At 74.4% G+C, this 22,888-nt stretch carries 22 protein-coding genes and 1 riboswitch; of the genes, 8 read left to right on the plus strand and 14 right to left on the minus strand.

The window, feature by feature from the left end:
- Window positions 1-7 precede the first annotated feature (7 nt).
- From AB0C17_RS03925 to AB0C17_RS03935, 3 genes are all read right to left on the minus strand, one after another.
- Entirely contained in the window at window positions 8-427 is a 420-nt protein-coding gene (locus AB0C17_RS03925; RefSeq protein ID WP_357476491.1) for a PIN domain nuclease, read from the minus strand.
- Complete coding sequence (locus tag AB0C17_RS03930) at window positions 424-633, minus strand: type II toxin-antitoxin system VapB family antitoxin (protein ID WP_357388550.1); 210 nt, start codon at window positions 631-633, stop codon at window positions 424-426. Before AB0C17_RS03930 ends, AB0C17_RS03925 begins: the two co-directional genes overlap by 4 nt.
- A gap of 94 nt (window positions 634-727) precedes the next feature.
- The gene (locus AB0C17_RS03935; protein WP_357470541.1) at window positions 728-1,579 is read right to left on the minus strand and encodes an alpha/beta fold hydrolase; all 852 of its coding nucleotides are present in this window, start codon (window positions 1,577-1,579) and stop codon (window positions 728-730) included.
- Between the two features lie 137 nt (window positions 1,580-1,716).
- Here AB0C17_RS03935 and AB0C17_RS03940 point away from each other — a divergent pair, with 137 nt between their 5' ends.
- A complete protein-coding gene (locus AB0C17_RS03940) occupies window positions 1,717-2,460 on the plus strand; it encodes a 3-oxoacyl-ACP reductase family protein (protein WP_357476493.1) in 744 nt (247 codons plus the stop codon).
- A 40-nt stretch (window positions 2,461-2,500) separates the two neighbouring features.
- Here AB0C17_RS03940 and AB0C17_RS03945 read toward each other — a convergent pair whose 3' ends face one another.
- On the minus strand, window positions 2,501-3,391 hold the full coding sequence (locus tag AB0C17_RS03945) for a L,D-transpeptidase (protein ID WP_357476495.1): 891 nt from the start codon (window positions 3,389-3,391) through the stop codon (window positions 2,501-2,503).
- Window positions 3,392-3,464: 73 nt separating this feature from the next.
- Entirely contained in the window at window positions 3,465-4,910 is a 1,446-nt protein-coding gene (locus AB0C17_RS03950) for an alpha-amylase family protein (RefSeq protein ID WP_357476497.1), read from the minus strand.
- A gap of 291 nt (window positions 4,911-5,201) precedes the next feature.
- Between AB0C17_RS03950 and AB0C17_RS03955 the strand changes: the two genes are divergently transcribed.
- Genes AB0C17_RS03955 through AB0C17_RS03970 form a run of 4 tightly spaced genes read left to right on the plus strand, consistent with a single transcriptional unit; the run spans window position 5,202 to window position 9,826 of the window.
- Window positions 5,202-6,815: a hypothetical protein gene (locus tag AB0C17_RS03955; protein WP_357470528.1), complete on the plus strand. Its 1,614-nt coding sequence runs from the start codon at window positions 5,202-5,204 to the stop codon at window positions 6,813-6,815.
- Window positions 6,812-8,278 carry an NADH-ubiquinone oxidoreductase-F iron-sulfur binding region domain-containing protein gene (locus AB0C17_RS03960; protein ID WP_357388538.1) on the plus strand — a complete coding sequence of 489 codons (1,467 nt, stop codon included), beginning with the start codon at window positions 6,812-6,814 and terminating at the stop codon, window positions 8,276-8,278. Before AB0C17_RS03955 ends, AB0C17_RS03960 begins: the two co-directional genes overlap by 4 nt.
- Window positions 8,279-8,294: 16 nt before the next feature.
- Window positions 8,295-8,885 carry a redoxin family protein gene (locus AB0C17_RS03965; protein ID WP_357476499.1) on the plus strand — a complete coding sequence of 197 codons (591 nt, stop codon included), beginning with the start codon at window positions 8,295-8,297 and terminating at the stop codon, window positions 8,883-8,885.
- Window positions 8,882-9,826, plus strand: coding sequence for a cytochrome c biogenesis CcdA family protein (locus tag AB0C17_RS03970; protein ID WP_357476501.1), 945 nt, complete (start codon window positions 8,882-8,884; stop codon window positions 9,824-9,826). Before AB0C17_RS03965 ends, AB0C17_RS03970 begins: the two co-directional genes overlap by 4 nt.
- Here AB0C17_RS03970 and serS read toward each other — a convergent pair.
- From serS to AB0C17_RS03995, 5 genes are all read right to left on the minus strand, one after another.
- Window positions 9,813-11,096 carry a serine--tRNA ligase gene (serS, locus tag AB0C17_RS03975; RefSeq protein WP_357476503.1) on the minus strand — a complete coding sequence of 428 codons (1,284 nt, stop codon included), beginning with the start codon at window positions 11,094-11,096 and terminating at the stop codon, window positions 9,813-9,815. The two genes, AB0C17_RS03970 and serS, sit on opposite strands and share 14 nt — an antisense overlap.
- A gap of 417 nt (window positions 11,097-11,513) precedes the next feature.
- Window positions 11,514-12,650, minus strand: coding sequence for a MerR family transcriptional regulator (locus AB0C17_RS03980; RefSeq protein ID WP_357476505.1), 1,137 nt, complete (start codon window positions 12,648-12,650; stop codon window positions 11,514-11,516).
- Window positions 12,651-12,681: 31 nt separating this feature from the next.
- Window positions 12,682-13,857 (minus strand): saccharopine dehydrogenase NADP-binding domain-containing protein, encoded by a 1,176-nt coding sequence (locus AB0C17_RS03985; RefSeq protein WP_357391185.1) that lies wholly within the window; start codon window positions 13,855-13,857, stop codon window positions 12,682-12,684.
- A 31-nt stretch (window positions 13,858-13,888) separates the two neighbouring features.
- Complete coding sequence (locus AB0C17_RS03990; RefSeq protein ID WP_357476507.1) at window positions 13,889-15,025, minus strand: alcohol dehydrogenase catalytic domain-containing protein; 1,137 nt, start codon at window positions 15,023-15,025, stop codon at window positions 13,889-13,891.
- Complete coding sequence (locus AB0C17_RS03995; RefSeq protein WP_357476509.1) at window positions 15,022-15,465, minus strand: hypothetical protein; 444 nt, start codon at window positions 15,463-15,465, stop codon at window positions 15,022-15,024. The genes AB0C17_RS03990 and AB0C17_RS03995 overlap by 4 nt, the downstream gene beginning before the upstream one ends.
- A 151-nt stretch (window positions 15,466-15,616) precedes the next feature.
- Between AB0C17_RS03995 and AB0C17_RS04000 the strand changes: the two genes are divergently transcribed.
- Window positions 15,617-18,385, plus strand: a complete 2,769-nt coding sequence (locus tag AB0C17_RS04000) for a LuxR C-terminal-related transcriptional regulator (RefSeq protein ID WP_357391179.1) — start codon at window positions 15,617-15,619, stop codon at window positions 18,383-18,385.
- A 6-nt stretch (window positions 18,386-18,391) separates the two neighbouring features.
- Here AB0C17_RS04000 and AB0C17_RS04005 read toward each other — a convergent pair whose 3' ends face one another.
- The 3 genes from AB0C17_RS04005 to AB0C17_RS04015 all read right to left on the minus strand — a co-directional run bounded on the left by AB0C17_RS04005 (window position 18,392) and on the right by AB0C17_RS04015 (window position 20,290).
- Window positions 18,392-18,943, minus strand: a complete 552-nt coding sequence (locus AB0C17_RS04005; protein ID WP_357391177.1) for a thioredoxin domain-containing protein — start codon at window positions 18,941-18,943, stop codon at window positions 18,392-18,394.
- 107 nt (window positions 18,944-19,050) lie between these two features.
- Complete coding sequence (locus AB0C17_RS04010) at window positions 19,051-19,725, minus strand: BON domain-containing protein (protein ID WP_357476512.1); 675 nt, start codon at window positions 19,723-19,725, stop codon at window positions 19,051-19,053.
- Window positions 19,726-19,885: 160 nt separating this feature from the next.
- Window positions 19,886-20,290, minus strand: a complete 405-nt coding sequence (locus AB0C17_RS04015) for a hypothetical protein (protein WP_357390347.1) — start codon at window positions 20,288-20,290, stop codon at window positions 19,886-19,888.
- 418 nt (window positions 20,291-20,708) lie between these two features.
- On the opposite strand from AB0C17_RS04015, the gene AB0C17_RS04020 reads away from it, so the two are divergent.
- Complete coding sequence (locus AB0C17_RS04020) at window positions 20,709-21,068, plus strand: STAS domain-containing protein (protein ID WP_354872311.1); 360 nt, start codon at window positions 20,709-20,711, stop codon at window positions 21,066-21,068.
- Between the two features lie 102 nt (window positions 21,069-21,170).
- Window positions 21,171-21,623 carry an SRPBCC family protein gene (locus AB0C17_RS04025; protein ID WP_357390345.1) on the plus strand — a complete coding sequence of 151 codons (453 nt, stop codon included), beginning with the start codon at window positions 21,171-21,173 and terminating at the stop codon, window positions 21,621-21,623.
- A 23-nt stretch (window positions 21,624-21,646) separates the two neighbouring features.
- Here AB0C17_RS04025 and AB0C17_RS04030 read toward each other — a convergent pair whose 3' ends face one another.
- On the minus strand, window positions 21,647-22,720 hold the full coding sequence (locus AB0C17_RS04030) for a hypothetical protein (protein WP_357476515.1): 1,074 nt from the start codon (window positions 22,718-22,720) through the stop codon (window positions 21,647-21,649).
- 4 nt (window positions 22,721-22,724) lie between these two features.
- Window positions 22,725-22,855, minus strand: a riboswitch (cyclic di-AMP (ydaO/yuaA leader).
- Window positions 22,856-22,888: the final 33 nt, after the last annotated feature.

Consider the following 22,888-nt stretch of genomic DNA (forward strand, 5'->3'; position numbering starts at 1 on the left):
GAGTCGGTCAGTCGGCCTTTCCGGCCGGGACGACCCACGTGGTCGGCTGGCCGGTGATCGCGGTGATCAGATCGAAGTCGCCGTCGTAGTGCAGAACGGTCACGCCATGCCGTTCGGCCGTCGCGGCGATCAGCAGATCGGCCATCGAGAGCGCGCGGTGGTTGCCCTTGTGCAGCGCCTGCACCTGCACGTCGATCGCCCGATCCCAGATGTCGTCGGGCATGGCGAGCCAGTCGAAGCCGCGGAGCAGCCATCGCGCGCGCTTCGCGTCCTTGGCCGAGCGGGCGCTGTGCACAACATCGATCTCGATTGCGCCGCAGACCGCCAGCAGGCCGCGCTCGGACAACTCGTCCAGGACGGCTGCCACGGCAGGTTTCGGCCACCTGGCCAGCGCGGACTTGTCGAGAAGGTAGCGCTCCCGCGTCATGCCGCTTCGGGCTTCGACGCCTGCTGCGGGTCGGTGAGGTCTGGCAGGCCGCCGCTCTTGAGCCATTCGGCGAACTCCCGGCGCTTCTCCCGGTTGACCACTGCCTGAAGCGCGGCGTTGACGGTGGCCTTCTTGGTGCCGGTGCCGAGGATCTCGGCGGCCTCGGCCAGGAGTTCGTCATCGACGTCAAGGATGGTTCGGGACACGCTGCGCCTCCTCGTCCGGCCAGTCGAACGAGTCGATGATATCAAGTTGGGCAGATTTTGATATCTACGCAAGCGAGCGATGGTTCCGGCGTGGTCAGCGCCGTCGAGGGGCCTCGGCGACCACGGTCGGGGAGAACTCGTTCGCCGCCTCGACCGCCCACTCCAGCGCGAAGTCCGCTTCCTCCTCCCAGCCCGGTTCGCCGCCGACGAAGTGCGACCGGCCGGGGAACTCCCGGTAGCCGGTGAGCGCCGTGGAGCTCCGGTAGAGGTTGGCGATGCTGCTGGCCAGCGACGCGGGCACCACGTGGTCCTCGCCGCCCGCGGTGATCAGCAGCGGGGCGCGGTCGCTGCGCTTCTTGTCAATCTCGGTGGCGGAGTTCGGGTCCAGGTTGGCGAACGCGGCCTCGAACAGCACGTGCCCGGCGCCCGGTACGGCGTACCGCTGCCATGCCGCGTCGGACTGCTCCTGGCTGATGGTGTTGCCGAAGGCGTACCGGAAGTCCTCCGGGGTGAACGGCACCGCGCGGTGCCGGTTGGCCGGGTTGTGCAGGATGGAGTACCCGGAGCGCAGCGTGCTCGGCGGCAGCTTGAGCACGCCCCGTACCGGCGCGGGGTGCACGGCGACCACGGCGGCGCCGAGGCGCCGGTCCGCCAGCAACTGGGCGATCAGGCCGCCGAACGAGTGGCCCATGATGATCGGCGGGCGCGGCAGGTCCCGGATGATCGCCTCGTAGTGGTCGGCGATGTCGGCGATGCGCTGCGCGGCGATCGGGGCCGGGTCGGCCCGCAGCTCCTCCACCTCGCGGTCCATGCCGGGCCAGGCGGGCGTGAGCACCTGGAAGCCGCGCGCGGCGTACCGCTGCGCCCAGTGCTCCCAGCTCCGCGAGGTCATCCAGAGCCCGTGGATGAGCACGATCGTGTCGACCCGTCCCGTCGGTGCGCTCATGTCTAGTCTCCCCGTTCGCCGCTGGACGGCCCGCGCGTACCCGGCCTGGGTGCTGACAATCCTGTCTGATCGAACGGACGGAAACGGACGGGTGACCCGGATGGTCAGCGTCCTGAGGCGACTGTCAGGATGACGGCATGACGGTCAGACCTGCCGACAGGGTTGCCCTGGTGACGGGCGGGAGCCGTGGCATCGGCGCCGCCGTCGTGCGTCGGCTGGCCGAGGACGGCATCCACGTCGCGTTCACCTACCGCACCGCGGAGGACAGCGCGAAGTCCGTGGTGGCCGAGATCGAGGCGTACGGCCGGACCGGCCTGGCGATCAACGCGGACAGCACCGACGCGACGGCCGTGGTCGACGCTGTGGAGCGGACCGTCGCCGAGTTGGGGCGGTTGGACATCCTGGTCAACAACGCCGGGGTGTTCGCGGGTGGGCCGATCGAGTCGGTCAGCCTCGACGCCCTGGACCGGGCGATCGCGGTGAACGTGCGCGGGGTCTACCTCGTCACCCAGGCGGCGGTACGCCACATGGGTGCGGGTGGGCGGATCGTCAACATCGGCAGCAGCTTCGCCAGCCGTGTCCCGGCTCCCGGGGTGAGCGCGTACGCGATGACCAAGAGCGCCGTGAACGGGCTGACCCGGGCGCTCGCCCGGGAACTCGGTCCGCGCGGGATCACCGTCAACCTGATCCTGCCCGGCTCGACCGACACCGACATGAACCCGGCGGACAGCGCGGGCGCGGACGGGCAGCGGTCGCACATCGCCCTCGGCCGGTACGCGGAGCCGGAAGACGTGGCGGCGACTGTCAGTCACCTGGTGGGTGCCGGCGGACGGCACATCACCGGCGCGTCGATAGCGATCGACGGCGGCGCGACGGCCTGAGCGGATCCGGGCCGACGGGTGGCTGCTGGGCTGAGCCCGGTCAGGGCAGGCGGTCCACGACCACGAAGGCGGTGCCCGGCTCGACCTCGGTCAGCAGCAGGCGCTGGGCGCTGCGGGTCAGCCGGATGCAGCCGTTCGTGACGTTCTTGCCGAGCGTGTCGTCGTTGTACCAGCTGTGCAGTCCGATGTGGGCCCCGCGCAGGCCGGTCGGCACCGCGTCCGGGTCGTCGGGGATCGCGCCGAGGGCGAAGATGTCGACACCGCCGTAGACGGCCTGCGGGGGTGGCGTGCGGCCCAGCACGAACGTGCGCCCGAGCGGGGTGAGCTGCCCGGACATGCCGAGGCTGACCGGCCAGGTGCGCATCGCGCGCCCGTCCCGGCTCCAGGTGAGGCGGTGGGTGCGCCGCTCCACCACGATCTGGTCGCGCAGCGCCACAGTGGTCCAGCCGCCGGACGGCAGCCACGCGATGGTGCGGTTGGCCGACGGGAGCAGCACCGCGGTCCAGCCGGCGCGGCGGTCGACGATCGGCACCGTCAGCCGTACGCCGCTGATGGTCGGCGCGAGGAACGCCAGCGGACGCCCGCCCGGCGCGTCGTACGCGGCCACGTTCCGGTTCGGGCGCAGCCCTTCGCTGAGCGGGCGGGTGTCGGCCGGGTCCGGGTCGGGCGGGAAGCCGCGCGGGGCCGGGTCGTAGGTGACCACCGGCAGGTCGTCCGGTGCCGGCGCGGCGGGCGGCACCGACTCCAGCGGCGACGGGCTCGGAGCGGCGGTCGTGGCCGGGGGCGCGGCGGCGGGCGGCGCCGCCTGGCGCTCGGGCGTGACGGTGAGCGCGCGGCCGACCAGCAGCGCGGTGACGAGCAGCAGCGGTACGGCGAGCGCGGCGATCAGCCAGCCGGGAGGCCGGCGCGTGGCAAACCGGTCGAACAGCACGAAACCGACTGTAACGGAACGGAAGCCCTCATACCCGGTACTGCGGGTACGAGGGCTTCCGCGCCGGATCGGCTCAGCTCAGCTTCGCGCCGACGTGGATGGCGATCGCGTCGTGCGCGGCCACGTTCGCGGCGAACCAGCCGGACGAGTCCACGGTGATCACCGGGCCGCTGCACGAGCCGTTACTGAACGTGCCGTGGACGACGTCGCAGTAGCGGCCCGCCGGCAGCCCGGTGTAGTACGACCGGCCGTTCACCGCGCTGTCCTCGTCGTTGATCGTCAGGTAGCCCTTGCCGGTACGGCTGAACGCGATGTGCTGGTAGCCGTTGTCGTACCAGTTGGAGACCCCGGCGCCCTCGGTGGCGTTGCGGAAGCCGACCATGTTGGCGATGACCGGCCAGCGGTGCTCGCACTCCCAGCCCGAATAGCAGGTGACGTTGGTGATCCGGTTGCTGCCGTCGGAGGGCGGGCCCTGGTCCCGGCCGCTGTAGGTGAAGCTCGACATCACCGCCGGGGTGCCGTACGGCCAGGCCAGCATGAACGCGTTGGCGAGCGCGTACGTGCCACGGTTGCGGTAGGTGAGCACGCCACCCTCGCGCTGGGTGTCGTGGTTGTCGGTGAAGACCACCGCCTTGGCGCTCGACAGGTAGCCCCAGGACTCGCCGAAGTTCCGCAGGTACGCCAGGCGCTCGTTGTTGAACATCCGGGCCAGGTCCTTGCCGTACCGGAACTCGTGCACGTCGCCGTTGCCGGTGTACTCGGTGGGCTGGATCGGCTCACCCGCGCCGTAGATGACCTCCTGCACCAGGTACGCGCCGCGGTTCAGCTTGGCCTTGATCGCGGCGATGTCGGCGGCCGGCATGTGCTTGCTGCCGTCGAGGCGGAAGCCGTCGACGCCGAGCGAGAGCAGGTCGTTGAGGTACGCGGCCAGCCTGCCGCGCACGTACTCCGACTCGGTCTTGAGGTCGGCGAGGTTGACCAGCTCGCAGTTCTGCACCTCGTACCGGTCGTTGTAGTTGGCGATGTCGTTGTTGCCGTTGCGGCCGCAGTAGTGGAAGTCCTGCGCCGAGTAGACGCCCGGGTAGTTGTAGTGCCCGTACGACGAGCCGGCCCAGCCGGTGCCGCCGTTCTCCTGGCCGGACATGTGGTTGACCACGGCGTCGACGATCACCTTGACGCCCGCCGCGTGGCAGGTGTTCACCATGGACTGGAACTGCGCGCGGGTGCCCTTGCGGGACTCGATCCGGTAGCTGACCGGCTGGTACGACACCCACCACGGGCTGCTGTTGACGTGCTCCTGGGGTGGGGACACCTGCACGTAGCCGTAGCCCTTCGGGCCCAGCGTGCTGGTGCACTCGGCGGCCACCGAGGTCCAGTTCCACTCGAAGAGCTGGACGATCACCTTCTTGGTGCCCGGGGTGGCGGCGGCGGCCGGGGGTGCCGCCGCGGTGAGGGGGACGAGCAGGCTCGCGGCCAGGCTCAGGGCGAGCGCTGCGGCGCGGCATCGGCGTCGATGCATCAGGACTCCTGCGGGTTGCGGGGGATGCGGGGGAGTGGAGCCTGTATCAGTGCCGGGTTCTTGCAGCCGACCTGAAAGTTTGCGGCAAGGTTACGAGAATGTTGCAAGAGCTGTCAACGTATGGGCATCCGTCGCTGCGTCGGTCGCTACACGCGCGTCCGGTCCGGACGGTTCGAGAATCCGGCCGAGAAATTCGCCACCGGAGGTGATCCGTGCGCGCCGTCCCTCCGTACCTGAGGTGGGAGCAGGGTCGGCCGGTGGGGGCGCCGCCGCGAGACGATCGAGGAGCAGATGGCCCGGGCACAGCAGAACGAGAAGGCGACGACCGTCCGGACCACCACCACCAGCCGTGGTGCCCGGACGATGTCGAAGTCCGCGATGGTGGCACTGACCGCCTCCGCGCTCGGCCTCGCGTGGGCCGGTGTGGAACTGGCCGGCGCCGGCGGCGTCATGTACTCGTACGGATTCTTCTTCACCGAGTTCTTCGCCGGGGTGGTCGCCCTGGTCTCGCTCAGCATCACAGTGATGCTGGGCCTGCTCGCCACCGACCGCCTGGTGCTGCTCATCCGGCACCGCGTGCTGCTCCAGTCGGCGCACCGCGCCACCGGCGTGCTCGGCGTCGCCGGGCTCGTCTTCCACGTCATCACCAAGGTGGCGATCGGCCGGGCCGGGCCGACCGACGCGGTGGTGCCGTTCCTCAGCGGCAGCGGCCTCTACATCGGACTGGGCACCGTCGCCGCGCTGCTGATGGTGGGCGTGCTCTGGACCGGCCTGATCCGGGTCCGGTTCGCCGGAGTCGGTCCGAGGTGGTTCTGGCGCGCGCTGCACTCGATGGCGTACGTGTCCTGGCCGTTCGCGCTGGTGCACGGCCTCAACGCCGGCCGGCCCGCCGCCGCCTGGGTGGTGCTGAGCTACCTCGCCTGCGTGCTGCTGGTGGTGATGGCGCTGCTGGTGCGCGTCTCGGTCCACCTCGGCAAGCGCAGCCGCGAGCAGCACCAGGCCGTCGCGCTGAACAAGGCGATGGCCGGCAAGGGCGAGGAGCGTACCGGCGTGTTCGCCGCGCTCACTCGCAAGAAGGCCGCCGACAAGGAGGACAGCGGAGCCGGCCGGGGCCGCTGGGCCGAGGCGAGCGCCACCTGGACCGCACCGGCAGGCACCGCCCGGCGGCGCGATCCGGAGCGGTTCGCCGTACCCGTGGTGCCGGAACCCGGATCCCTGCGCGAGCCGGTCCGCGCGGCCGCCGCCCGGCGGCGCGAGGCCGAGCCGGACGCGCCCACCCGGCGGGCCCGCACCCAGGAGGCGCCCGCCCGCCGCCGTCGCCGCGACGACGAGGAGCGTGTGACCCGCCGGTCCCGGACCGAGGAGCGGGTGGCCCGCCGCTCCCGCGACGACGAGGACCTGGTCGCCCGGTACTCCGCGCCGCCGGAGAGCGGCGGCCGGCACTCGGCGCCGCCGGACACCGGTGGCCGCCACTCCGCGCCCCCGGACAGCGGCCGGTACGCCACGGCCTCCGAGGTGGCCCGCTACTCCGCGCCGCCGCGCGCCGGCGACGAGCCGGAGGAGCCCTGGGACAGCCCGCGCCGCTGGGAGACCCGCCCGGTCTCCGGCGAGCCGATCTCGGCCGGCCCGATCTCCGGCACCCCGCTCTCGGCGGAGCCGCTCAGCGGGTCCGGCCGGCGCTACCGGGACGAGGAGGACGTGCCGGAGGAGCCCGACTACTGGCGCCCGCCGGCCCGCTACGCCGCCGACGAGGCGTTCGTCGACGACACCCCGACGCTCGTCGACCTCGCCTCTCGCCGCGCCATGCGCGCGGGCAAGGAGAGCCGGCCCGGCCGCCGCAAGCGGGCCGACGCGGAAGCGGTCGACGGCGCGTACTGGGCCGGACTGCGGGGTGAGGCCCGGTGAAGCGCGCGACGATCCCACCTGTCGCCTGTGTCGGCGAGCCCCGCCTGACCGCCGGTTTCGCCGAGTTCGGCCGGCTCGACCTGCTGGCCCACGAGGAGGTGCACGGTCCGATCGGCCCGATGGAACCGGCGGCGCTGCTGCGGCTCGCCGAGGCGATCGACCTCAAGGGCAAGGGCGGCGCCGGTTTCCCGTTCGCCCGCAAACTGCGCGCCGTGCTGGAGTCCTGCGAGCGGCAGGACCTCGGCGCCGTGGTGGTGGTGAACGCCACCGAGGGGGAGCCGGCGAGCTGGAAGGACAAGGTGCTGCTCACCCGCGCCCCGCACCTCATCCTGGACGGCGCCGCGCTCGCCGCGTTCGCGCTCGACGCCGAGGAGATCGTGATCGGCGTCGCCGACGACGACGTGGGCCGCCCCTCGCTGGCCGAGGCGTTGCAGGAACGGCGCATGCCGGTGCCGACCACGATCGTCACGGTGCCGCACCGGTTCATCTCCGGCGAGGGCGGCGCGCTCGTCAACGGCATCAACGGCCTGCCGCACATCCCGCCCGGCACGAAGAAGCGCTCCAGCGACTCCGGCGTCGGCGGGCTGCCCACGCTGCTGTCGAACGCCGAGACGTACTCCCAGCTCGCCGTCGCCGCCCGGATCGGCCCGTACGAGTACGCCGCGCTCGGCACCGACGACGAGCCGGGCACCGTGCTGCTCACCGTCACCGGCTCGGCGAAGCGCCCCGCCGTGGTGGAGTGCGCCGCCGGCACCCCGCTGCGGGAGATCCTCGACCTGTGCGAGGTGCCGCCGGGCCCGGGCATCCTGATGGGCGGCTACCACGGCAAGTGGATCACCTCGGCGGCGGCGGAGCGGGCCGAGGTGTCCCGCAAGGGGCTCACCGCCGTCGGCGGCACGCTCGGCGCCGGCATCATCGTGCCGCTGGGCGCCGACACCTGCCCGCTGGGCGAGGCCGCGCAGGTGGTGCGGTACCTCGCGGGCGAGTCCGCCGGGCAGTGCGGCCCGTGCAAGATGGGCCTGCCCGACCTGGCCCGCTCGGTCGACCTCGCGGTCTCCGGCAGCGCCCCGGTCGAGCTGGTCCGGGCCGCGGCCGGCGACGTCAAGGGCCGCGGCGCGTGCAGCCACCCGGACGGCACCGCCCGGTTCGCGTTGTCGGCCATGGAGGTGTTCGCCGACGACCTGCGGCTGCACGCCACCGGCGAGGGCTGCGGCAAGCGGGTCAAGGGCATGATGGGGCTGCCCGGCGCGCCCGACGCCAACCCGCAGAAGCTCACCCTGGACTGGTCGCGCTGCGACGGGCACGGGCTGTGCGCGCATGTGGTGCCGGACTTCATCCGGCTCGACGGCAACGGCTACCCGGCGTTCCCGCCCACCCCGGTGCCGACGTGGCTGCGCGAGGGAGCGCTCAAGGCGGTAAAGGTCTGTCCCGAACTCGCGCTCCGGCTGGTCCGGGCCGAGTAGAACCCAGGAGCCGCCGATGCGTACCCCCGTTCGTGTCACCGCCGCCCTGCTGGCCGCCACGCTCGCCGCCGTGACCGCCTGCGCGGCCGGACCCGAGGGCGGCGCACCGGCGGGCGCGGTCGTCTCCGCGTCCCCTGCTCCTGCTTCCCCGGCCACCGGGTCGCCGGCCGCCGCGCCGGCGTCCGCGTCACCGGCCCCGGTGCCGGCCGCGCTGTCGTTCACCGGCAAGACCCTCGACGGTACGGCGTTCGACGCCGCCGCCCTGGCCGGGCGGCCCGTCGTGCTGTGGTTCTGGGCGCCCTGGTGCGCCACCTGCGCGAGCCAGGCGTGGACGGTGGCCGAGATCGCCCCCACCTACCGCGACACGGTCCCGATCGTCGGCGTCGCCGGGCTCGGCGAGCAGAAGGCCATGAGGTCGTTCGTCACCGAGTTCGACCTGGGCGGCACGACACAGATCGACGACCGGGCGGGCGCGCTGTGGCGCCGGTTCAAGGTGGCCGAGCAGAGCACGTTCGTCGTCCTGGACCGCACCGGCCGGGTCGTCCACAAGGGATTCCTGGACGGCGAGGCGCTGACCCGGCAGGTCGAGACGCTGGCCCGGGGATGACCGGCGCGCTGCTGCTCGCCCTGACCGCCGGCATGCTCGGCGCGGTCAACCCGTGCGGCTTCGCGATGCTGCCCGCGTACCTCTCGCTGCTCGTCGCCGGCCCCGACGGCGGGCGCGGCGCGGTCGGCCGCGCGCTCACCGCGACGGCCGGGCTCACCCTCGGGTACGTGCTGGTGTTCGGCGCGTTCGGGCTGGCCCTGGCACCGGCGGCGGACTGGCTGCGGCCCCGGCTGCCGTGGCTCACAGTGACGCTCGGCGTGCTGCTGGCACTGGCCGGGTGCTGGCTGCTCGCCGGCCGTCGGCTGCCCGCGCCGCGCCCGCTGCGCGTCGCGCCCCGGCTCACCCGCACCTGGCCGTCCATGGCGCTGTTCGGCGCGGCGTACGCGCTCACGTCGCTGACCTGCGCGATCGCGCCGTTCCTGGCGATCGTGGTGACCAGCCTGCGGGCCGGGTCGCCGTGGCGCGGGCTGGCGCTGTTCGGGGCGTACGCGCTGGGCATGGCGCTCGTGGTCGGCGTGGCCGCGCTCGCCGTGGCGCTGCTGCGCGGTCGGGTGGTGGCGCGGCTGCGCGGCGCGGGCGCGTGGGTGCCGCGGCTGAGCGGCCTGGTGCTGGTGGTCGCGGGCGGCTACGTCGCCTGGTACGGCTGGTACGAGGTACGCCTCGCCCGGGGCCGCTACGACGCCTTCACCGACCCGGTCATCCGCACCGCAGCCGCTATCCAGCAGTCCTTGGTGAGCGCTGTCAACACGCTGGGCCCCGCCGTCCTGGCGGCGCTGCTCCTGACCGCGCTGCTCCTAGCCGCCCTCCGCCCCCGCCCCCGCGATCTTGCACTTGGTGCCCCGGCGGAAGGGGTGAACCGGACTTCTGGCGGGCTGCAAGTGCAAGATCGCGGGGGAGAGGCGTGTGCGGCGTGTGCGGGGGAGCGGGTCAGCGCGGGGTGAGGCGGTCGGTGCCGAGCTTGTCGCGGAGGACCTCCGGGACCACCACCGAGCCGTCGGGCTGCTGGCACTGCTCCAGGATGGCCGGGAACAGGCGGCTGGTGGCGAGCGCCGAACCGTTGAGCGTGTGCACGAAACGCGTCTGCTTCGCGCCCGGCTCGCGGTAGCGGATCGCCGCCCGTCGCGCCTGGTAGTCGCCGGCCCAGGAGACCGACGACACCTCCTTGTACTTGCCGGTGCTCGGCATCCACACCTCGACGTCGAGCGTCTTCTTCATCGAGGCGCTCGCGTCACCGGCGGCCAGCAGGCTGGTCTGGAAGTGCAGGCCGAGCTTGCCGACCAGGCCCTCGACGTGGCCGACCATCGCCTCCAGCGCCTCGCCCGCCTGCTCCGGCAGCGTGAACTGGAAGATCTCCACCTTGTTGAACTGGTGGCCGCGTACGGTGCCGCGCTCGTCGGAGTGCGAACCGGCCGCCTCACGCCGGTAGCACGGCGTGTACGCGAACGCCTTCAACGGCAGCTTCGGCGTCTCCAGGATCTCGTCCTGGTACGCGCCGAGGATCGCCGTCTCCGCCGTGGGCAGCAGGAACTGGCCGCGCGAGGACGACTGCTTGTCGATGTGGTAGACGTCGTCGTGGAACTTCGGGAACTGGCCGGCGGCGAAACCGGCGCTGTCCAGCAGCAGGTGCGGCGGGAGCAGGAACTCGTACCCGGCCTGGATGTTCTGCTCGATCAGCCAGTTCACCAGCGCCCACTCCAGCCGGGCGCCCAGACCGGTGTACATCCAGAAGCCCGAGCCGCCGAGCTTCACGCCCCGCTCGTGGTCGACCAGGCCGAGCGCGCGGCTCAGCTCCACGTGGTCGCGTACCTTCTCGATGGCCGGCACCTCGCCGAACGTGCGCACCACCCGGTTGGCCTCCTTGCCGCCGGGGACCACGTCGTCGGCGGGCAGGTTCGGCAGCTCGCTCATCGCCGAGCGCAGCCGGGACTGCACCTCGTCGAGCTGGGACTCCAGCTCCGCGAGCTGCTTGCGCTCGGCCTCCGGGGCGACCGGCTGCGGCGTGCCGCCGGACCGTTTCGCCTCCGCGTACGCGCGCGCCTCGGCCTTGCGGCGCTGCCGCTCGGCGTCGATCTCCGTGATCAGGGCGCGTCGTTCCTGGTCGAGCCGCTGGATATCGTCCAGCGCCCGGGTGACCTCGGCGGGATCCAGACGCTTCGCCAGCGCGGTCGCCACCGCCTCGCGATCCTTCCGGATCAACTCCATGTCGAGCATGCTGCTCGTACGCCTCCGTCCAGGCAGTCAGGTGGGACCTCCAGATGCTACCGTCGCGCCCCCGCCGCCCCGGCCCGGCCCGCGCAGCCCGCCGTCGCGGGGCCCGTTCCGGTGACTGTGCGTGGTGACGGTGCCGTCGGCGGAGGGTGCTCACTTTCCGTGATGGCGCATTGATGCACTCGTCGCCCCGCTTCGGCTCACGAGCGCCCTGAGCTGGTCAATCTCGCGGCTCCGCTCCCCGACGGGCATGTCCCTCCGGCGACTTTGCTCTGCAGCCATCGACGCGACGTTCGACGGACCGTAAGCGATGCGCGGATGGCTGCAGAGCAAAGTGCGCAAGGGGTGAAGCATCCGGAGAGTGGCGGCGTCACGCACGGTCACAGATCGGCGTCGCAAGGTGGCGCTGCGCGCGGAACCTCAGAGGCGTACCGGCATCAGGACGGAGAAGGCGCTCGCGTCGTCGGCCCGCCGCACGGCCAGCGGGGTGATCGGGCCGTCCAGCTCCAGCACGAGCTGGCCGTCGCCGGAGCCCAGCGCGTCCAGCAGGTACTCCCGGTTCACCGCCACCCGAAGCGCATCCGCGCCGCCCGCGCCGCCCGCGCCGCCCGCGCCGCCCGCGCCGCCCACGCCGCCCGCGCCGCTCGGGTCGACCAGGCGCAGCTCGCCGCGGCCGTCCAGGCCGAGCGCCACCACCTCGTGCTCGACGCCCTCGTGCGCGCGGCGGCAGACCGGGACGCCGTCGGCGGTGAGCGCCGCCCGTAGCGCCGCGCCGTCGAACGGGATCCGGTACGCGGGCGCGTCGCCGAGCTGCGCCCGCAGCAGCCGCCGGTAGTCGGGGAAGTCGTACGGCAGCGGGGCGGCGGTCAGCGGCCGGCCCGCCACCGTGACAGTCACCCGGTCGGGGGCGACGACGACTTCGGCGTCCCCCGCGCCGTCGGCTCCGAGCAGCGCCCGCAGCTCGTCGACGGCGGCCACCGGCAGCAGCGCGCTCACCGGCGGGCCGTCGACGGTGCCGCCGGCCCGGGCCACGGCCAGCCGGAACCGGTCGGTGGCGAACAGGTGCACCCCGTCCGGGGCCACCTCCAGCAGCACACCGGACAGGACCGGCAGGCCGGGGTCGGCGCCGACGGCGAAACGTACGGCGTCGAAGGCGGCGGCGAGGTCGGTGCGGGACAGCACGAGTCGGGTGGTCACGATGGTCTCCTCCGGGTCGATCAGGCTGCGGATCCGGGAGAGTTCGCGACGCGCGTCGGCCAGGCCGTCCTCCAGGCGGCGCAGGTGCGCGTCCAGCAGCCGGTGCACCTCGGCCGGCCGGTGCCGGTGCCGCAGCGCCTCGGCGATGCCGGTCAGCGGCATCCCGACCCGGCGTAGCCCGGCCACCAGGCGGGCCGGTCCCACCTGCTCCTCGGTGTACCAGCGGTAGCCGGTCACCGGGTCGACCCGGGCCGGCGCCAGCACGCCGGAACGGTCGTAGAAACGCAGTGCGCTGACCGTCAACCCGCTGGCCCGGGCCAGTTCGCCGATGCTGCGAAGCTCGCTCTCCACGGCCGTCATCCTGTGACCTCAAGCGGGTCGAGGGTCAACCTCACGCCGACAGCGTGCGGAACGTGATGCCCGCGCGTACCAGCCGGTCCAGCAGCGCGTCGCCCATCGCCGCGACCGGCGTGACCTGCCCGGCGGTCTCCGGCAGGTCGTCGAAGGCCAGGCACAGCGCCGACTCGGCGAGCATCTTGGCCGTCTCGTCGTAACCCGGGTCGCCGCCGGACACCTCGGTCACCACCCGCCGGCCGCCGCCGGTGCCCACGAACCGCACCTGGAACCACGACTTCGCCCGCTGCTCGGCGGTCGGCCCCTGCCCGGAGGCGAGCCGCCCGAGCAGCCAGCGCCGCGTCGGCGCCACCTTCACCAGCCCCATCACGCCGGCCAGCCCGACACCCGCGACGAGCACAGTGGGCAGCCGCTTCATCGCCGCGAAGTGCCGGTAGCGGAAGTCCGGGCCGTACTCCGGTCGGGCCGCCGCCGATCGGCGGACCACCTGCGGGTCGATGGTGGGCAGCGGCACCGCCCACTGGCCGAACTCGCGTACCCGGCCGACCTTGCCCGGCACCGCGCGGACCCGGCGCCCGTCCGGGCCGGGCTCCATCGCCCGGCGGGCCCGCGCCGCGCGGCTCATCTCACCGGTACGGGAGAACGCGGTGAGCGCCGAGTGGTACGTCCCGGCGGAGAACCGGCCACCGGCCCGCACGTACCCGTCCACGGCGACCGGCCCGTCGGCGGGCAGTTGCTTGACCGTGTACCAGACGCCCAGGTCGTGCGGAATCGAGTCGAAGCCGCAGGCGTGCACCAGGCGTGCCCCGGTGCGCACCGCCTCGGCGTGGTGCCGCACGTACATCCGGTCCACGAACTCCGGCTCACCGGTGATGTCCAGGTAGTCGGTGCCGGCCGCGGCGCAGGCGGCCACCAGCGGCTCGCCGTGGTGCACGTACGGGCCGACGGTGGTGGCCACCACCCGGGCGCACTCCGCCACCGCGCGCAGCGACGCCGTGTCCGTCACGTCGGCGGTGAGCAGCGGCAGCTCGGCCAGGGCCGGGTCGATCGCGGCCAGCCGGTCCCGTACGGCGGCCAGCTTCTCCGGGTTACGCCCGGCCAGCGCCCAGCGCAGCCGGTCCGGCGCGTGCCGGGCCAGGTACTCGGCGGTCAGCCCGCCGGTGAAGCCGGTGGCGCCGAACAGGACGAGGTCGTACGGACGGTCTGCGCGCATCCGCCGAGTGTGCCACCGATGACGCTCACCTTCACGGCGTGAAGACCACCCGGACGCAGCCGTCGGTCCGGTCCCGGAACAACGCGTACCCCTCGGCGCCGCGCTCCAGCGGCATCCGATGCGTGGCCAGGTGCTCGGTGACCAGCTCGTCGCGGGCCATCCGCGCCAGCAGCGCCGGGATCGCGGCCCCGCCCCGGCGGCGGGCGGCACGGACGGCGAGCCCCTTGTCCGCGAGCGCGCCGAGCGGGAACCGGTCCACGAACCCGGGCCGGGCGTCGAGCACCACCACCACGCCGCCCTTGCGGCAGGCGTGCACCGCCTCGCGCAGCGCCGCCCCGCCGTCCGGCTCGGCCACCGGCCACCGGACCGGTACGGTCGCCACCCCGGAGGCGTCGACGCACACGTCCGGGCCCCGGCCGCCGCTGCGTTCGCGCAGCTCGGCGAGCACGTCCACGTACCTGTGGTTGAGCGCCTCCACGCCCTCGTGCCCGGCGACCATCCGCAGCCGGTCGTCCCGGTCGTCGACCACGATCACCCGGTGCGCGCCCCGGGCCACCGCAGCACCGGCGGTGAGCTGGCCGACCGCTCCCGCGCCCCACACCGCCACGACGTCACCGGGGGCGACCTCGCCCAGCTCGGCGCCGTACCAGCCGGCCGGCGCGGCGTCCGCGGCGAACACCGCCCGGTCGTCGCTCACCGACTCCGGCACGGCGAACGCGCCCATGTCGGCGTACGGCACCCGCACGTACTCGGCGTGGCCACCGGCGAAGCCACCGAGCCGGGCCGGCCGTCCGTAGCCGCCGGCGGACGGCTGCCCCCACTCCGGCTCGGCCGTCACGCCGCTCGTGCCGTTGTCGCAGCAGGCCGGCAGCCCCTGCCGGCAGAACCAGCACGCCCCGCACGCCACCGCCGCGCTCACCACCACCCGGTCGGCGACGCGGTGCCGGCGTACCTCCGGGCCGACCTCGACCACGTCGCCGAGGAACTCGCGTCCGAGCACCTCACCGGCGGACGCCTCGGGCACCCGCCCGGCCAGAAGCGGCAGGTCCGCGCCGCAGGTCGTGCTCCGCCGGACCCGCACGATCATGTCCTGGGCGTTGCGCAGCTCCGGGTCCGGGACGCGGCACACCTCCAGCAGGTCGGCTCCGGCCCAGCACAGCGCCCTCATCTCACGGCTCCCGGCCGGTCCAGCGGCGAACGGTCCGCGCGCAGCACCTCGCCGGTCTCCAGGAGCTGCTTGGTCTGCCGCAGCACGTGGCGCAGGAACCGGCCCGGGTCGTCGCCGACCAGGTGTGCGGCGAACCCCGGGAGCGCGCACTCCCCGCCCAGCGGGCGTACCGCCAGCTCGGTGCCGCGCCCGCCGGGAGCCGGGCGGGCCCACACCTCGACCGCGCCGTCGAGGCGGCGCAGTGGCTCGGGCCACCGCCCGGCCGGGAGCACCTGTTCGGGCGGCGCGGCCACCGTCACCACCTGCCACCGGCCCGGCCGTGGATCGACGCAGGCCCGCCGCGCCCGGCGGCGTGCCAGCATCCGCGCCCCCGCCGGCGCCAGCACCCGCGCTCCCGCTAGTGCCAGCGCGCCGATCGCCAGCCGTCCGCTCCGCGCCACCCGACCTCCCGCCGTCTCCGGGTGGCCGGCGTCGGCCGGCCGTCCCGTGTGCCTACAGGGTGCGGGGCGGCCGGGTGAGCCGGGTTCGCCCGGAAGGGGTGAACCGGCCCGGTCCGGGTAACCGCTGCCCGCACCGACGGGGGAGGGACGCATGCCGGAGGAGGCAGACCAGGTCGTCGCACCGAGCGACACGAGCGACATCACCGGTACGCCCGATCTGCTCACCGCCGGCGTCGAATCACCCGCCGGTGCCGCGCTGCCGGGTGGGCCGCCGCTGCTGGCGTCCCGGTTGGCGCCGCCCGCGCCGCCCGAGCCGGTCCTGCTGCGTCCCCGGCTGCTCGACCGGCTGGAGCAGGGCGCGTCCGGTCCGGTGACGCTCGTCTGCGCGCCGGCCGGCTGGGGTAAGACCACGCTGCTGTCGACCTGGGCGCAGGGGGAGCGGGACGGGCCGTCGCCGGCCTGGGTGACGGTGGCCGAGGGCGAGACCACCGGGCGGCTCTGGGGCTACCTGGCCGCGGCCCTGCGCACCGCCGCCGCCGACGACCCGGACGACGGACCGCCACCGGTGCCGGACGGCCCGCCCCGGGCCGAGCAGCTCGAAGCGCTCGCCGCCGCGCTCGCCGCACGGGAACGGCACGTGCTGCTGGTCCTGGACGACCTGCACCGGGTCACCGAACCGGACGCGTTGACCGGGCTGGAGTTCCTGCTCCGGCACGCCGACGGCCGGCTGCGGCTGGTGGCCGGGGCGCGCCGCGAACCACCGCTGGCCCTGCACCACTGGCGGCTGTCCGGCGAGCTGACCGTCATCGGCCCCGCCGACCTGGCGTTCACCGCCGACGAGGTGGCCGACCTGCTCGTCGCGCACGGACTGTCGGTGCCCGCCCCGGCCGTGAGCCGCCTGGCCGAGCGCACCACCGGCTGGCCGGCCGGGCTGCGCTTCGCCGCGCTCGCGCTCGGTGCCGACGCCGACCCGGCGCGCGCGGTGGACCGGTTCGCCGGTGACCAGCCGGACGTCGCCGCGTACCTGCGCGACGAGGTGCTCGCCCCGCTGGCACCGGCGGCCCGCGACGTGCTGCGCCGGGTGGCGGTGGCCGGCGCGGTCCACGCCGACCTGGCCGCCGCGCTGACCGGGCGTTCCGACGCCGGGCACCTGCTCGCCGAGACGGCCCGGGAGGGCGGCTTCCTCCACCAGGACGGCGGCGACCCGCAGTGGTTCCGGCCGCACCCGCTGCTGGCCGACGTGCTGCGCGACGAGCTGGACCGGCTGCCCGCCGACGAGGTGCGTGAGCTGCACCGGCGGGCAGCCGGCTGGTACGGGGCCCACGGCCGCCCGGCCGACGCGCTGCGGCACGCGCTCCTGGCCGGCGAGTGGACCGCCGCCACCGACCTGCTCGTCACCCGCTGGCCCGAGCTGGCGCCGGACGAATCCGCCGCCGCTCCGGCCCCGCCCGAGCCGCCCGCCGAGGCGGTCCGCCGCGATCCGGAGCTGGCGCTGGCCGCGGCGTCCGAGCGGGCGTACGCCGGGGACCGGGCCGCCGCCGACGCGCAGTTGCGGCGGGCGCTCGCCCGGGCCGGTGACCTGCCCGCGCCGCGCCGCGACCGGTTCGGCCGGCTGGCCGCCGCCGTGAAGCTCAGCCTGGCCCGGGCCGGTGGCGACCACGAGGAGGTACGCCGGGCCGCCGACCGCCTGCTGTCCACCGTCGCCGCGGACGAGTCCTCGGGCGGCCCGGAGGCCGGAGCCGGTGACCCGCGCGCCGGGACGGCCGAGCGGGACGACGTGCGCGCGGTGGCCGGCGCCGCGCACGGGCTGGTCGCGCTGGCCGAGGGGGACCTGTCCACGGCCTGGGAGCGGTTCGCCGCGGCGCGGGAGGCGGCGCGGCGGGCCGGGCGACCGCGTACCGAACTGCTCTGCGTCAGCCGTGCGGCGCTGCTGGAGGCGGCCCGGGGCGCGCTGCGGGCCGCCGAGGACCTGGCCCGGGAGGCGCTGGCGATGCCGCCCTGCCAGGGCTGGTCGTCGCGGTCCGACTGCGGCTACGCGTATCTGGCGCTGGCGTTCGTGGACTGGCAGCGGGACCGGCCGGCGGAGGCTACCGCCCACCTGGCGCTCGCCGGGCCGGCCGGCGCGGAGCCGGGCGGCGCCGCCCTCACCGCGCTCTGCCGCGCGGGACTGCTGGCCGACGGCGGCGACCCGGGCGGCGCGTTGCGCACGCTCACCGAGGCGCGGACGGCCGCGCCCGGCCCGGAGCTGGGCGGACGGCTCGCCGCCGCCGAGGCACAGGTACGCGCCGCCGTCGGCGACCTCGACGGTGCCCGGGCGCTGCTCGACGCGGCGGGTGACGGGCCGGCGCCGGCGCTCGCGTCGGCGCGGCTGCGGCTGCGCGCCGGTGACGCCCACGCGGCCGAGCGTGCGTTGCCCGACTGGACCGGGCCCGGCGCGGCGGACTGGCCGCTGCCGGTGCGGCTGGGCGCCGGGCTGCTCGACGCGGCGCTGGCCGACGCCGCCGGTGACGCCCGGCGGGCCGGCCGGTTGCTGGAGGAGGTGCTGGCGCTCGCCGAGCCGGACGGCTTCCGGCGCGTCTTCACCCGGGCCGACCCGGGGGTACGCGATCTGCTCGCCGCGCGCCTGGACTCCGGCACCGCGTACTGGGCCACCGTGACCGAGCTGGTCCGGGGCGTGGACGCGCGACCGGCCACCGCAGCGCCGGACGGTCCGGCCCGCACGCTCGACGAGCCGCTCACCGAGCGGGAGCTGACCGTCCTGCGCTACCTCCAGAGCATCCTGTCCAACGTGGAGATCGCCGCAGAGCTGTCACTGTCGGTGAATACAGTGAAGACGCACGTGCGCAACATCTATCGCAAGCTCGACGCGACCCGCCGGCGGGACGCCGTCCGGCGGGCGCGCGAGCTGCGCCTGATCTGACAGCTCTCAGGCGTCGGCGGCGGCGTCCACCACTGCGAGCAGTTCGGCCAGGTCGTAGCCGCCGTCGTGGCGCATGTCGTTCACGAACAGCGTCGGGGTGGCGTCGACGCCGCTGCGGATGCCGCCGACGAAGTCCTGCCGGACCCGGTCGGCGTGCTCCTGGCGGCCGACCTCCGCGGCGACCTCCTCCGGCGACAGGCCGATCTGCTCGACGCCGAGCGACAGGTGCACCGGGTCGAGCTGGTCCTGGTGCTGGTAGAGCCAGTCGTACATCTCCCAGAACCGGCCCCGCGCGGCGGCGGCCTCGGCGGTCTCCGCGGCGTTCTCCGCGTACGGGTGGACGTTCGTGATCGGGAAGTGCCGGTACGCCAGCCGCACCACGTCGGCCCGCTGACGCAGCACCTCGGTCAGGTTCGGGTACGCGGCGCCGCAGAACCGGCACTGGAAGTCGCCGTACTCGACGACTGTGACCGGCGCGTCCACCGGCCCGCGGACATGGTCGCGTTCGGTCACCGGGACCCGTAGCCGCGCGGTGGTGACCTGAAGTGGCGTGGTCATCCGGCACTCACCCGCCCGCTCGTGGTCAGCCGGTTCGGATCACTCATGCCTACCACGGTGGCGGTCGCCCGGGTGAGCCGGGCTCACCCGGGCGGGGTGGTTCCGCCTCATCGCACGGCGAGGTGGTTGCGCACCTCGCGGATGCCGGGGGCGTTCCACACCACCCGCTCGATCTCCTCGCGTTCGCCGGCCGAGTGGACCTGCCCGTCCAGCAGCACCGTGTCGCCGTGCACCCGCACGTCGACCTCCTCGGCCTCGGTGGCGCGGTTGCGGGCCAGCGCGTCCACGATCCGCTCGGCCAGGTCGTCTCCGTCCGGGTGGGCGGTGGGACGCACCGCGATGCCGTTGCTCACCCCGCACACGCCGGTGAGCCGGGCGACCGCGCGTTCGGCGGCCCGCCGCTGGTACTCCCACTCGACCTCGCCGTGCAGCGTGACCCAGCCGTCGGCCACAGTCACCTGCAACGTCTCGATCGGCACGAACGCGTCCCACTCCAGCGCCCGGACGGCGGCGACGGCGATCTCCGGGTCCTCCCGCCCGGCCGCGGTGCCGATCCGGACGGCGAGGTCGTTGGCGACCGCGCGGACCCGGGTGACCCGGTGCGCGGCCCGCTCGGCGGCCCACTTCTTGGCGTAGCTGTCCACCCGGCCGGTGAGCGTCACCACGCCCTCGGTGACAGTCACCCCGATCTCGTCCGGGCCGACCCGGGGTTCCCAGGTCAGCTCGTCGAGCACGGCGGACTGGATGTCCCGGTCGGTACGCGTGATCGTGTCGGTGGCCATCCGGCTCTCCCTCCCGTCGGTCGCGGCACGGGCACGTGGTCCCGCACCCGCGATCCTGCGCGCGTTCCGGGTGAGCGGCCCTCGCCCGATCCGGGTGAGGCAGCACGGTGGCCGCCCCCGGGAGTCCCGGGGGCGGCCACCGTGTCTGGCGCGTCTGGGGTCAGCCGTCCAGGCCGGCCGGGGAGTTCGGCCGGTCCACGTCCACGAACTCGATGTCGTCGGCGGCGCGGTCCCGGCTGCCGGCGGCGCGTGCCGCGGTGCCGGCGGCCCAGCCGATCGCCGCGCCGGCGAGCGCCGCCGCGATCAGCAGCGTCCAGGGCAGCGCGGGACGGCGGCCGGCGAGCGCGTCGAACGCGAGACCGGCCCGGCGGCGTGCCTCCTCGGCGGCGGAGCCGACCAGGTCGGTGGCGTCGTCGGCCAGGCCGGAGGAGCTGCGGCGGGCGGTCCGGGTGGCGTCGCGCATGCTGTCACCGGCGGAACCGACGGCGGAGAGCAGGTGCTGCCACGCCTGGTCGGCGACCCGCTCGGCCTTGCCCCGGCGGTCCAGCAGGTTGGTTCCGAACATCGTTCTACCTCCTCGGGTGCCGAAGGCCGGCGGCCACTTCGGACTCCGGTGTCCATCCGGCGGTCACTGTCCCGGGCAGTGCCCCACCGGACCCGGCGGCAAACCACGCCCGGGTCATGGCGGGTGCGGCCGGTGAACGGGACGAAGCACCCGAACGCGCCGGGACGGGTGCGGACGGGACGTGCGTGCGCCAGCTACCCTGGTCCGCGGGATCGGCGGGCCCGCCCGGTCGCACGGTTGGCCGTGGCCCGCCACAGGGGGAAACTGGAACCCGGTGGTCCGGATTGGGTACGCCCAGGTGTGCCCAGTTCGCGAATTGCTCATCCCGGGGGGTGGCGACCGGGGCGTGGGAGGAATACTCTCGGTCGCGGCCCGCGTACTGATGAGGCGCCCGTCATGGGCGAGTGGAGGTGCTCGCGTGAGCCTGTCGATCGTGAAGTCGGTGCGGCCGGGTGGTGTCGTCGAGATCGCGCCCCGTGGGGAGATCGACGTCGACACCGCGTACGAGGTGCGGGAAGCGATCGCCGAGGTGCTCGCGAAGGCCCGCCCCGCGCGGATCGAGCTGAACATGCGGCTTGTCACGTTCATCGACTCGGTCGGCATCAGCGCCATGGTCGCCGGTTTCCAGACCTGCGAGGTCAGCGGCGTCAAGCTCGTGGTCACCGAGCCGAGCCGGTTCGTGCACCGGCAGCTCTGGGTGACCGGCCTGCTCGGCCTCTTCGGCGCGCCCGAGCCGTGGTTCGCCGACGACACCCCCGAGGTGCTGCCCGGCGCCTGAGCGCCGTTCGCACCCCCTGCGGCCAGGGGACCTTCTACCCGTTGCCAGTCCGGCGTCGGTACGGGACGATCGTGCGCGACGCACGACGGCGAGGGGGCCCGCTTGCAGAGCAGCGACAGCTTCAGCTACACCGTGCAGGCCCGGTGCAGCCGGGCCGAAGCGGTGGCCCTGCTAGGCGACCTGAGTCGCCAGGGTGAGCTGCATCCGCTGATCGTCCGGGTCCGGAAGCTGCCGGCCCGGCCCGGCGCGCTGGCCAGCTACGCGATCACCGACCGGCTGCAACTCGGCCCGCTGCACTTCCCGGTGACCTACCAGGCGGACGTGCTGATCGCGAGCGAGGACGAGGTGGTCACCGTCGCCCGGCAGCAGCCCGCGACGACCGTACGCAACCACACCCGGCTGCGCGACGAGGACGACGGCACGGTACGCGTCGAGGTGGAGATCACGCTCACCGCGCCGGCACCGCTGTTCGGGTACGCGTTCCGCCAGGCCCGGGCGGCTCACCTGGGCCTGGCGGCGCGTCTCGGAGCGACCCTGGAGGGCCGGCCGGCCTGATCCGGCCGGCCCCTTCCGGGCGCTCAGTACACCGACAGGTGCACGTGGTTGGTGTGGTCGCTGGACGGGTCGCCGTTGCCCCCGCTGTACGACTTCCACCCGCTGCTGGGCAGCCAGATCTGCTTGAACCAGATCACGTAGAGCACGGCGAGCGGGTCGGCGTTGCGCACGAAGTACGCGGCCAGGTTGTTGCCGTACGTCCGGTCGCCGCCGGAGGCCACGCCGCCGAAGCCGTTCTTCTGCGCGGCGAAGTCGCAGGCCCGCCCCTTCGGGTGCTCGCCCGAGCCGCTGGGCCGGTGGCACGAGACGTACCTGGTGAAGCCGGCCGCCTTCGCCTGTTGCAGCGCGTGCAGCGTGCGCGGGGTGATGCAGCCGTTGGCCGGGGTCGGGTCGTTGACGCTGCACGACTCCGGGGGCCAGGAGCCGTCCGAGTTGCGCGGCGCCGGCTTCGCGTTCTTGGTGGAGGTGCCCTGGACGCTGCCGCCGCTGCTGCTGCGCGTGGCGCGGTCGTTCGCCACCTCCAGGGCGCGCTCGGCCTGCTCCTTGCGCTTGGCCATCACCGTCACCTGCTTGCGCTGCTCGCGGATCTCGCCGTCGAGCTGGGCGCGGGTGCGGGTGGCCTGGTCCCGGGTGGCGATCAGGTCGCGCAGCGTACGGTCCTCGTGCGCGGCGACCTGCTCCAGCGCGGCGGCCCGGTCCATGAAGCCCTCCGGGCTGCTGCTGCCCAGCAGCGCCCCGGCGGTGCCCAGGCGGCCGTTGCGGTACGCCACGGCGGCGATCTCGCCGACCTTGGCGTCGCGTACGGCCAGCTCGGCGCCGACCGTCTTGAGCTGTTCGTTCAGTTGCTTCTGGCGGCTCACCGACCGGTTCAGCGCGGCCTTGGCCTCCAGCCAGCCCTTGCTGGCGGCGTCGAGCTGGGCACGCAGTTCGGGCGTGCCGCCCTCGTCGTCGCCGCCGGGCGCGGCGGCGAGCAGGCCGGTCGCCGGCCCCGCCGAGGCGGGGGAGACCGGAACAGTCGCGACGCCGAGGGCCAGCGTCGCGACGAGCAGGGCCGCCAACCGGGCGGCTGTCCGTCGTACAGGTGCCACGTGGGGCATTCACACGTCCTTCCGTCAACGCCGACCGGGTTAGCTGACGGGTTCGGGACGGAAGATCCCTACCGCTGACGCGGATGCACCCCACGTACGTGGTTCCCCGGCTCGTCCCTGCGGACGATTAGGCGACGGCCGCCCCACCGGGGCCGGTGGCGTCCGCGGGTGCGGCCG

It is taken from the genome of Micromonospora sp. NPDC048887 (assembly GCF_040649715.1).
In the GTDB taxonomy this organism is placed as follows: domain Bacteria; phylum Actinomycetota; class Actinomycetes; order Mycobacteriales; family Micromonosporaceae; genus Micromonospora.

Excerpts from the sequence above, each read along its gene's own strand:
- AB0C17_RS03950 (WP_357476497.1), bottom strand. The coding sequence starts at position 4,910 with ATGCATCGACGCCGATGCCGCGCCGCAGCGCTCGCCCTGAGCCTGGCC.
- AB0C17_RS04005 (WP_357391177.1), bottom strand. The coding sequence starts at position 18,943 with ATGACCACGCCACTTCAGGTCACCACCGCGCGGCTACGGGTCCCGGTG.
- AB0C17_RS04010 (WP_357476512.1), bottom strand. The coding sequence starts at position 19,725 with ATGGCCACCGACACGATCACGCGTACCGACCGGGACATCCAGTCCGCC.
- AB0C17_RS03965 (WP_357476499.1), top strand. The coding sequence starts at position 8,295 with ATGCGTACCCCCGTTCGTGTCACCGCCGCCCTGCTGGCCGCCACGCTC.
- AB0C17_RS04000 (WP_357391179.1), top strand. The coding sequence starts at position 15,617 with ATGCCGGAGGAGGCAGACCAGGTCGTCGCACCGAGCGACACGAGCGAC.
- AB0C17_RS04030 (WP_357476515.1), bottom strand. The coding sequence starts at position 22,720 with ATGCCCCACGTGGCACCTGTACGACGGACAGCCGCCCGGTTGGCGGCC.
- AB0C17_RS03935 (WP_357470541.1), bottom strand. The coding sequence starts at position 1,579 with ATGAGCGCACCGACGGGACGGGTCGACACGATCGTGCTCATCCACGGG.
- AB0C17_RS03980 (WP_357476505.1), bottom strand. The coding sequence starts at position 12,650 with ATGACGGCCGTGGAGAGCGAGCTTCGCAGCATCGGCGAACTGGCCCGG.
- AB0C17_RS03940 (WP_357476493.1), top strand. The coding sequence starts at position 1,717 with ATGACGGTCAGACCTGCCGACAGGGTTGCCCTGGTGACGGGCGGGAGC.
- AB0C17_RS03925 (WP_357476491.1), bottom strand. The coding sequence starts at position 427 with ATGACGCGGGAGCGCTACCTTCTCGACAAGTCCGCGCTGGCCAGGTGG.
- AB0C17_RS03990 (WP_357476507.1), bottom strand. The coding sequence starts at position 15,025 with ATGAGGGCGCTGTGCTGGGCCGGAGCCGACCTGCTGGAGGTGTGCCGC.
- AB0C17_RS03985 (WP_357391185.1), bottom strand. The coding sequence starts at position 13,857 with ATGCGCGCAGACCGTCCGTACGACCTCGTCCTGTTCGGCGCCACCGGC.
- AB0C17_RS03955 (WP_357470528.1), top strand. The coding sequence starts at position 5,202 with ATGGCCCGGGCACAGCAGAACGAGAAGGCGACGACCGTCCGGACCACC.
- serS (WP_357476503.1), bottom strand. The coding sequence starts at position 11,096 with ATGCTCGACATGGAGTTGATCCGGAAGGATCGCGAGGCGGTGGCGACC.
- AB0C17_RS03970 (WP_357476501.1), top strand. The coding sequence starts at position 8,882 with ATGACCGGCGCGCTGCTGCTCGCCCTGACCGCCGGCATGCTCGGCGCG.
- AB0C17_RS04015 (WP_357390347.1), bottom strand. The coding sequence starts at position 20,290 with ATGTTCGGAACCAACCTGCTGGACCGCCGGGGCAAGGCCGAGCGGGTC.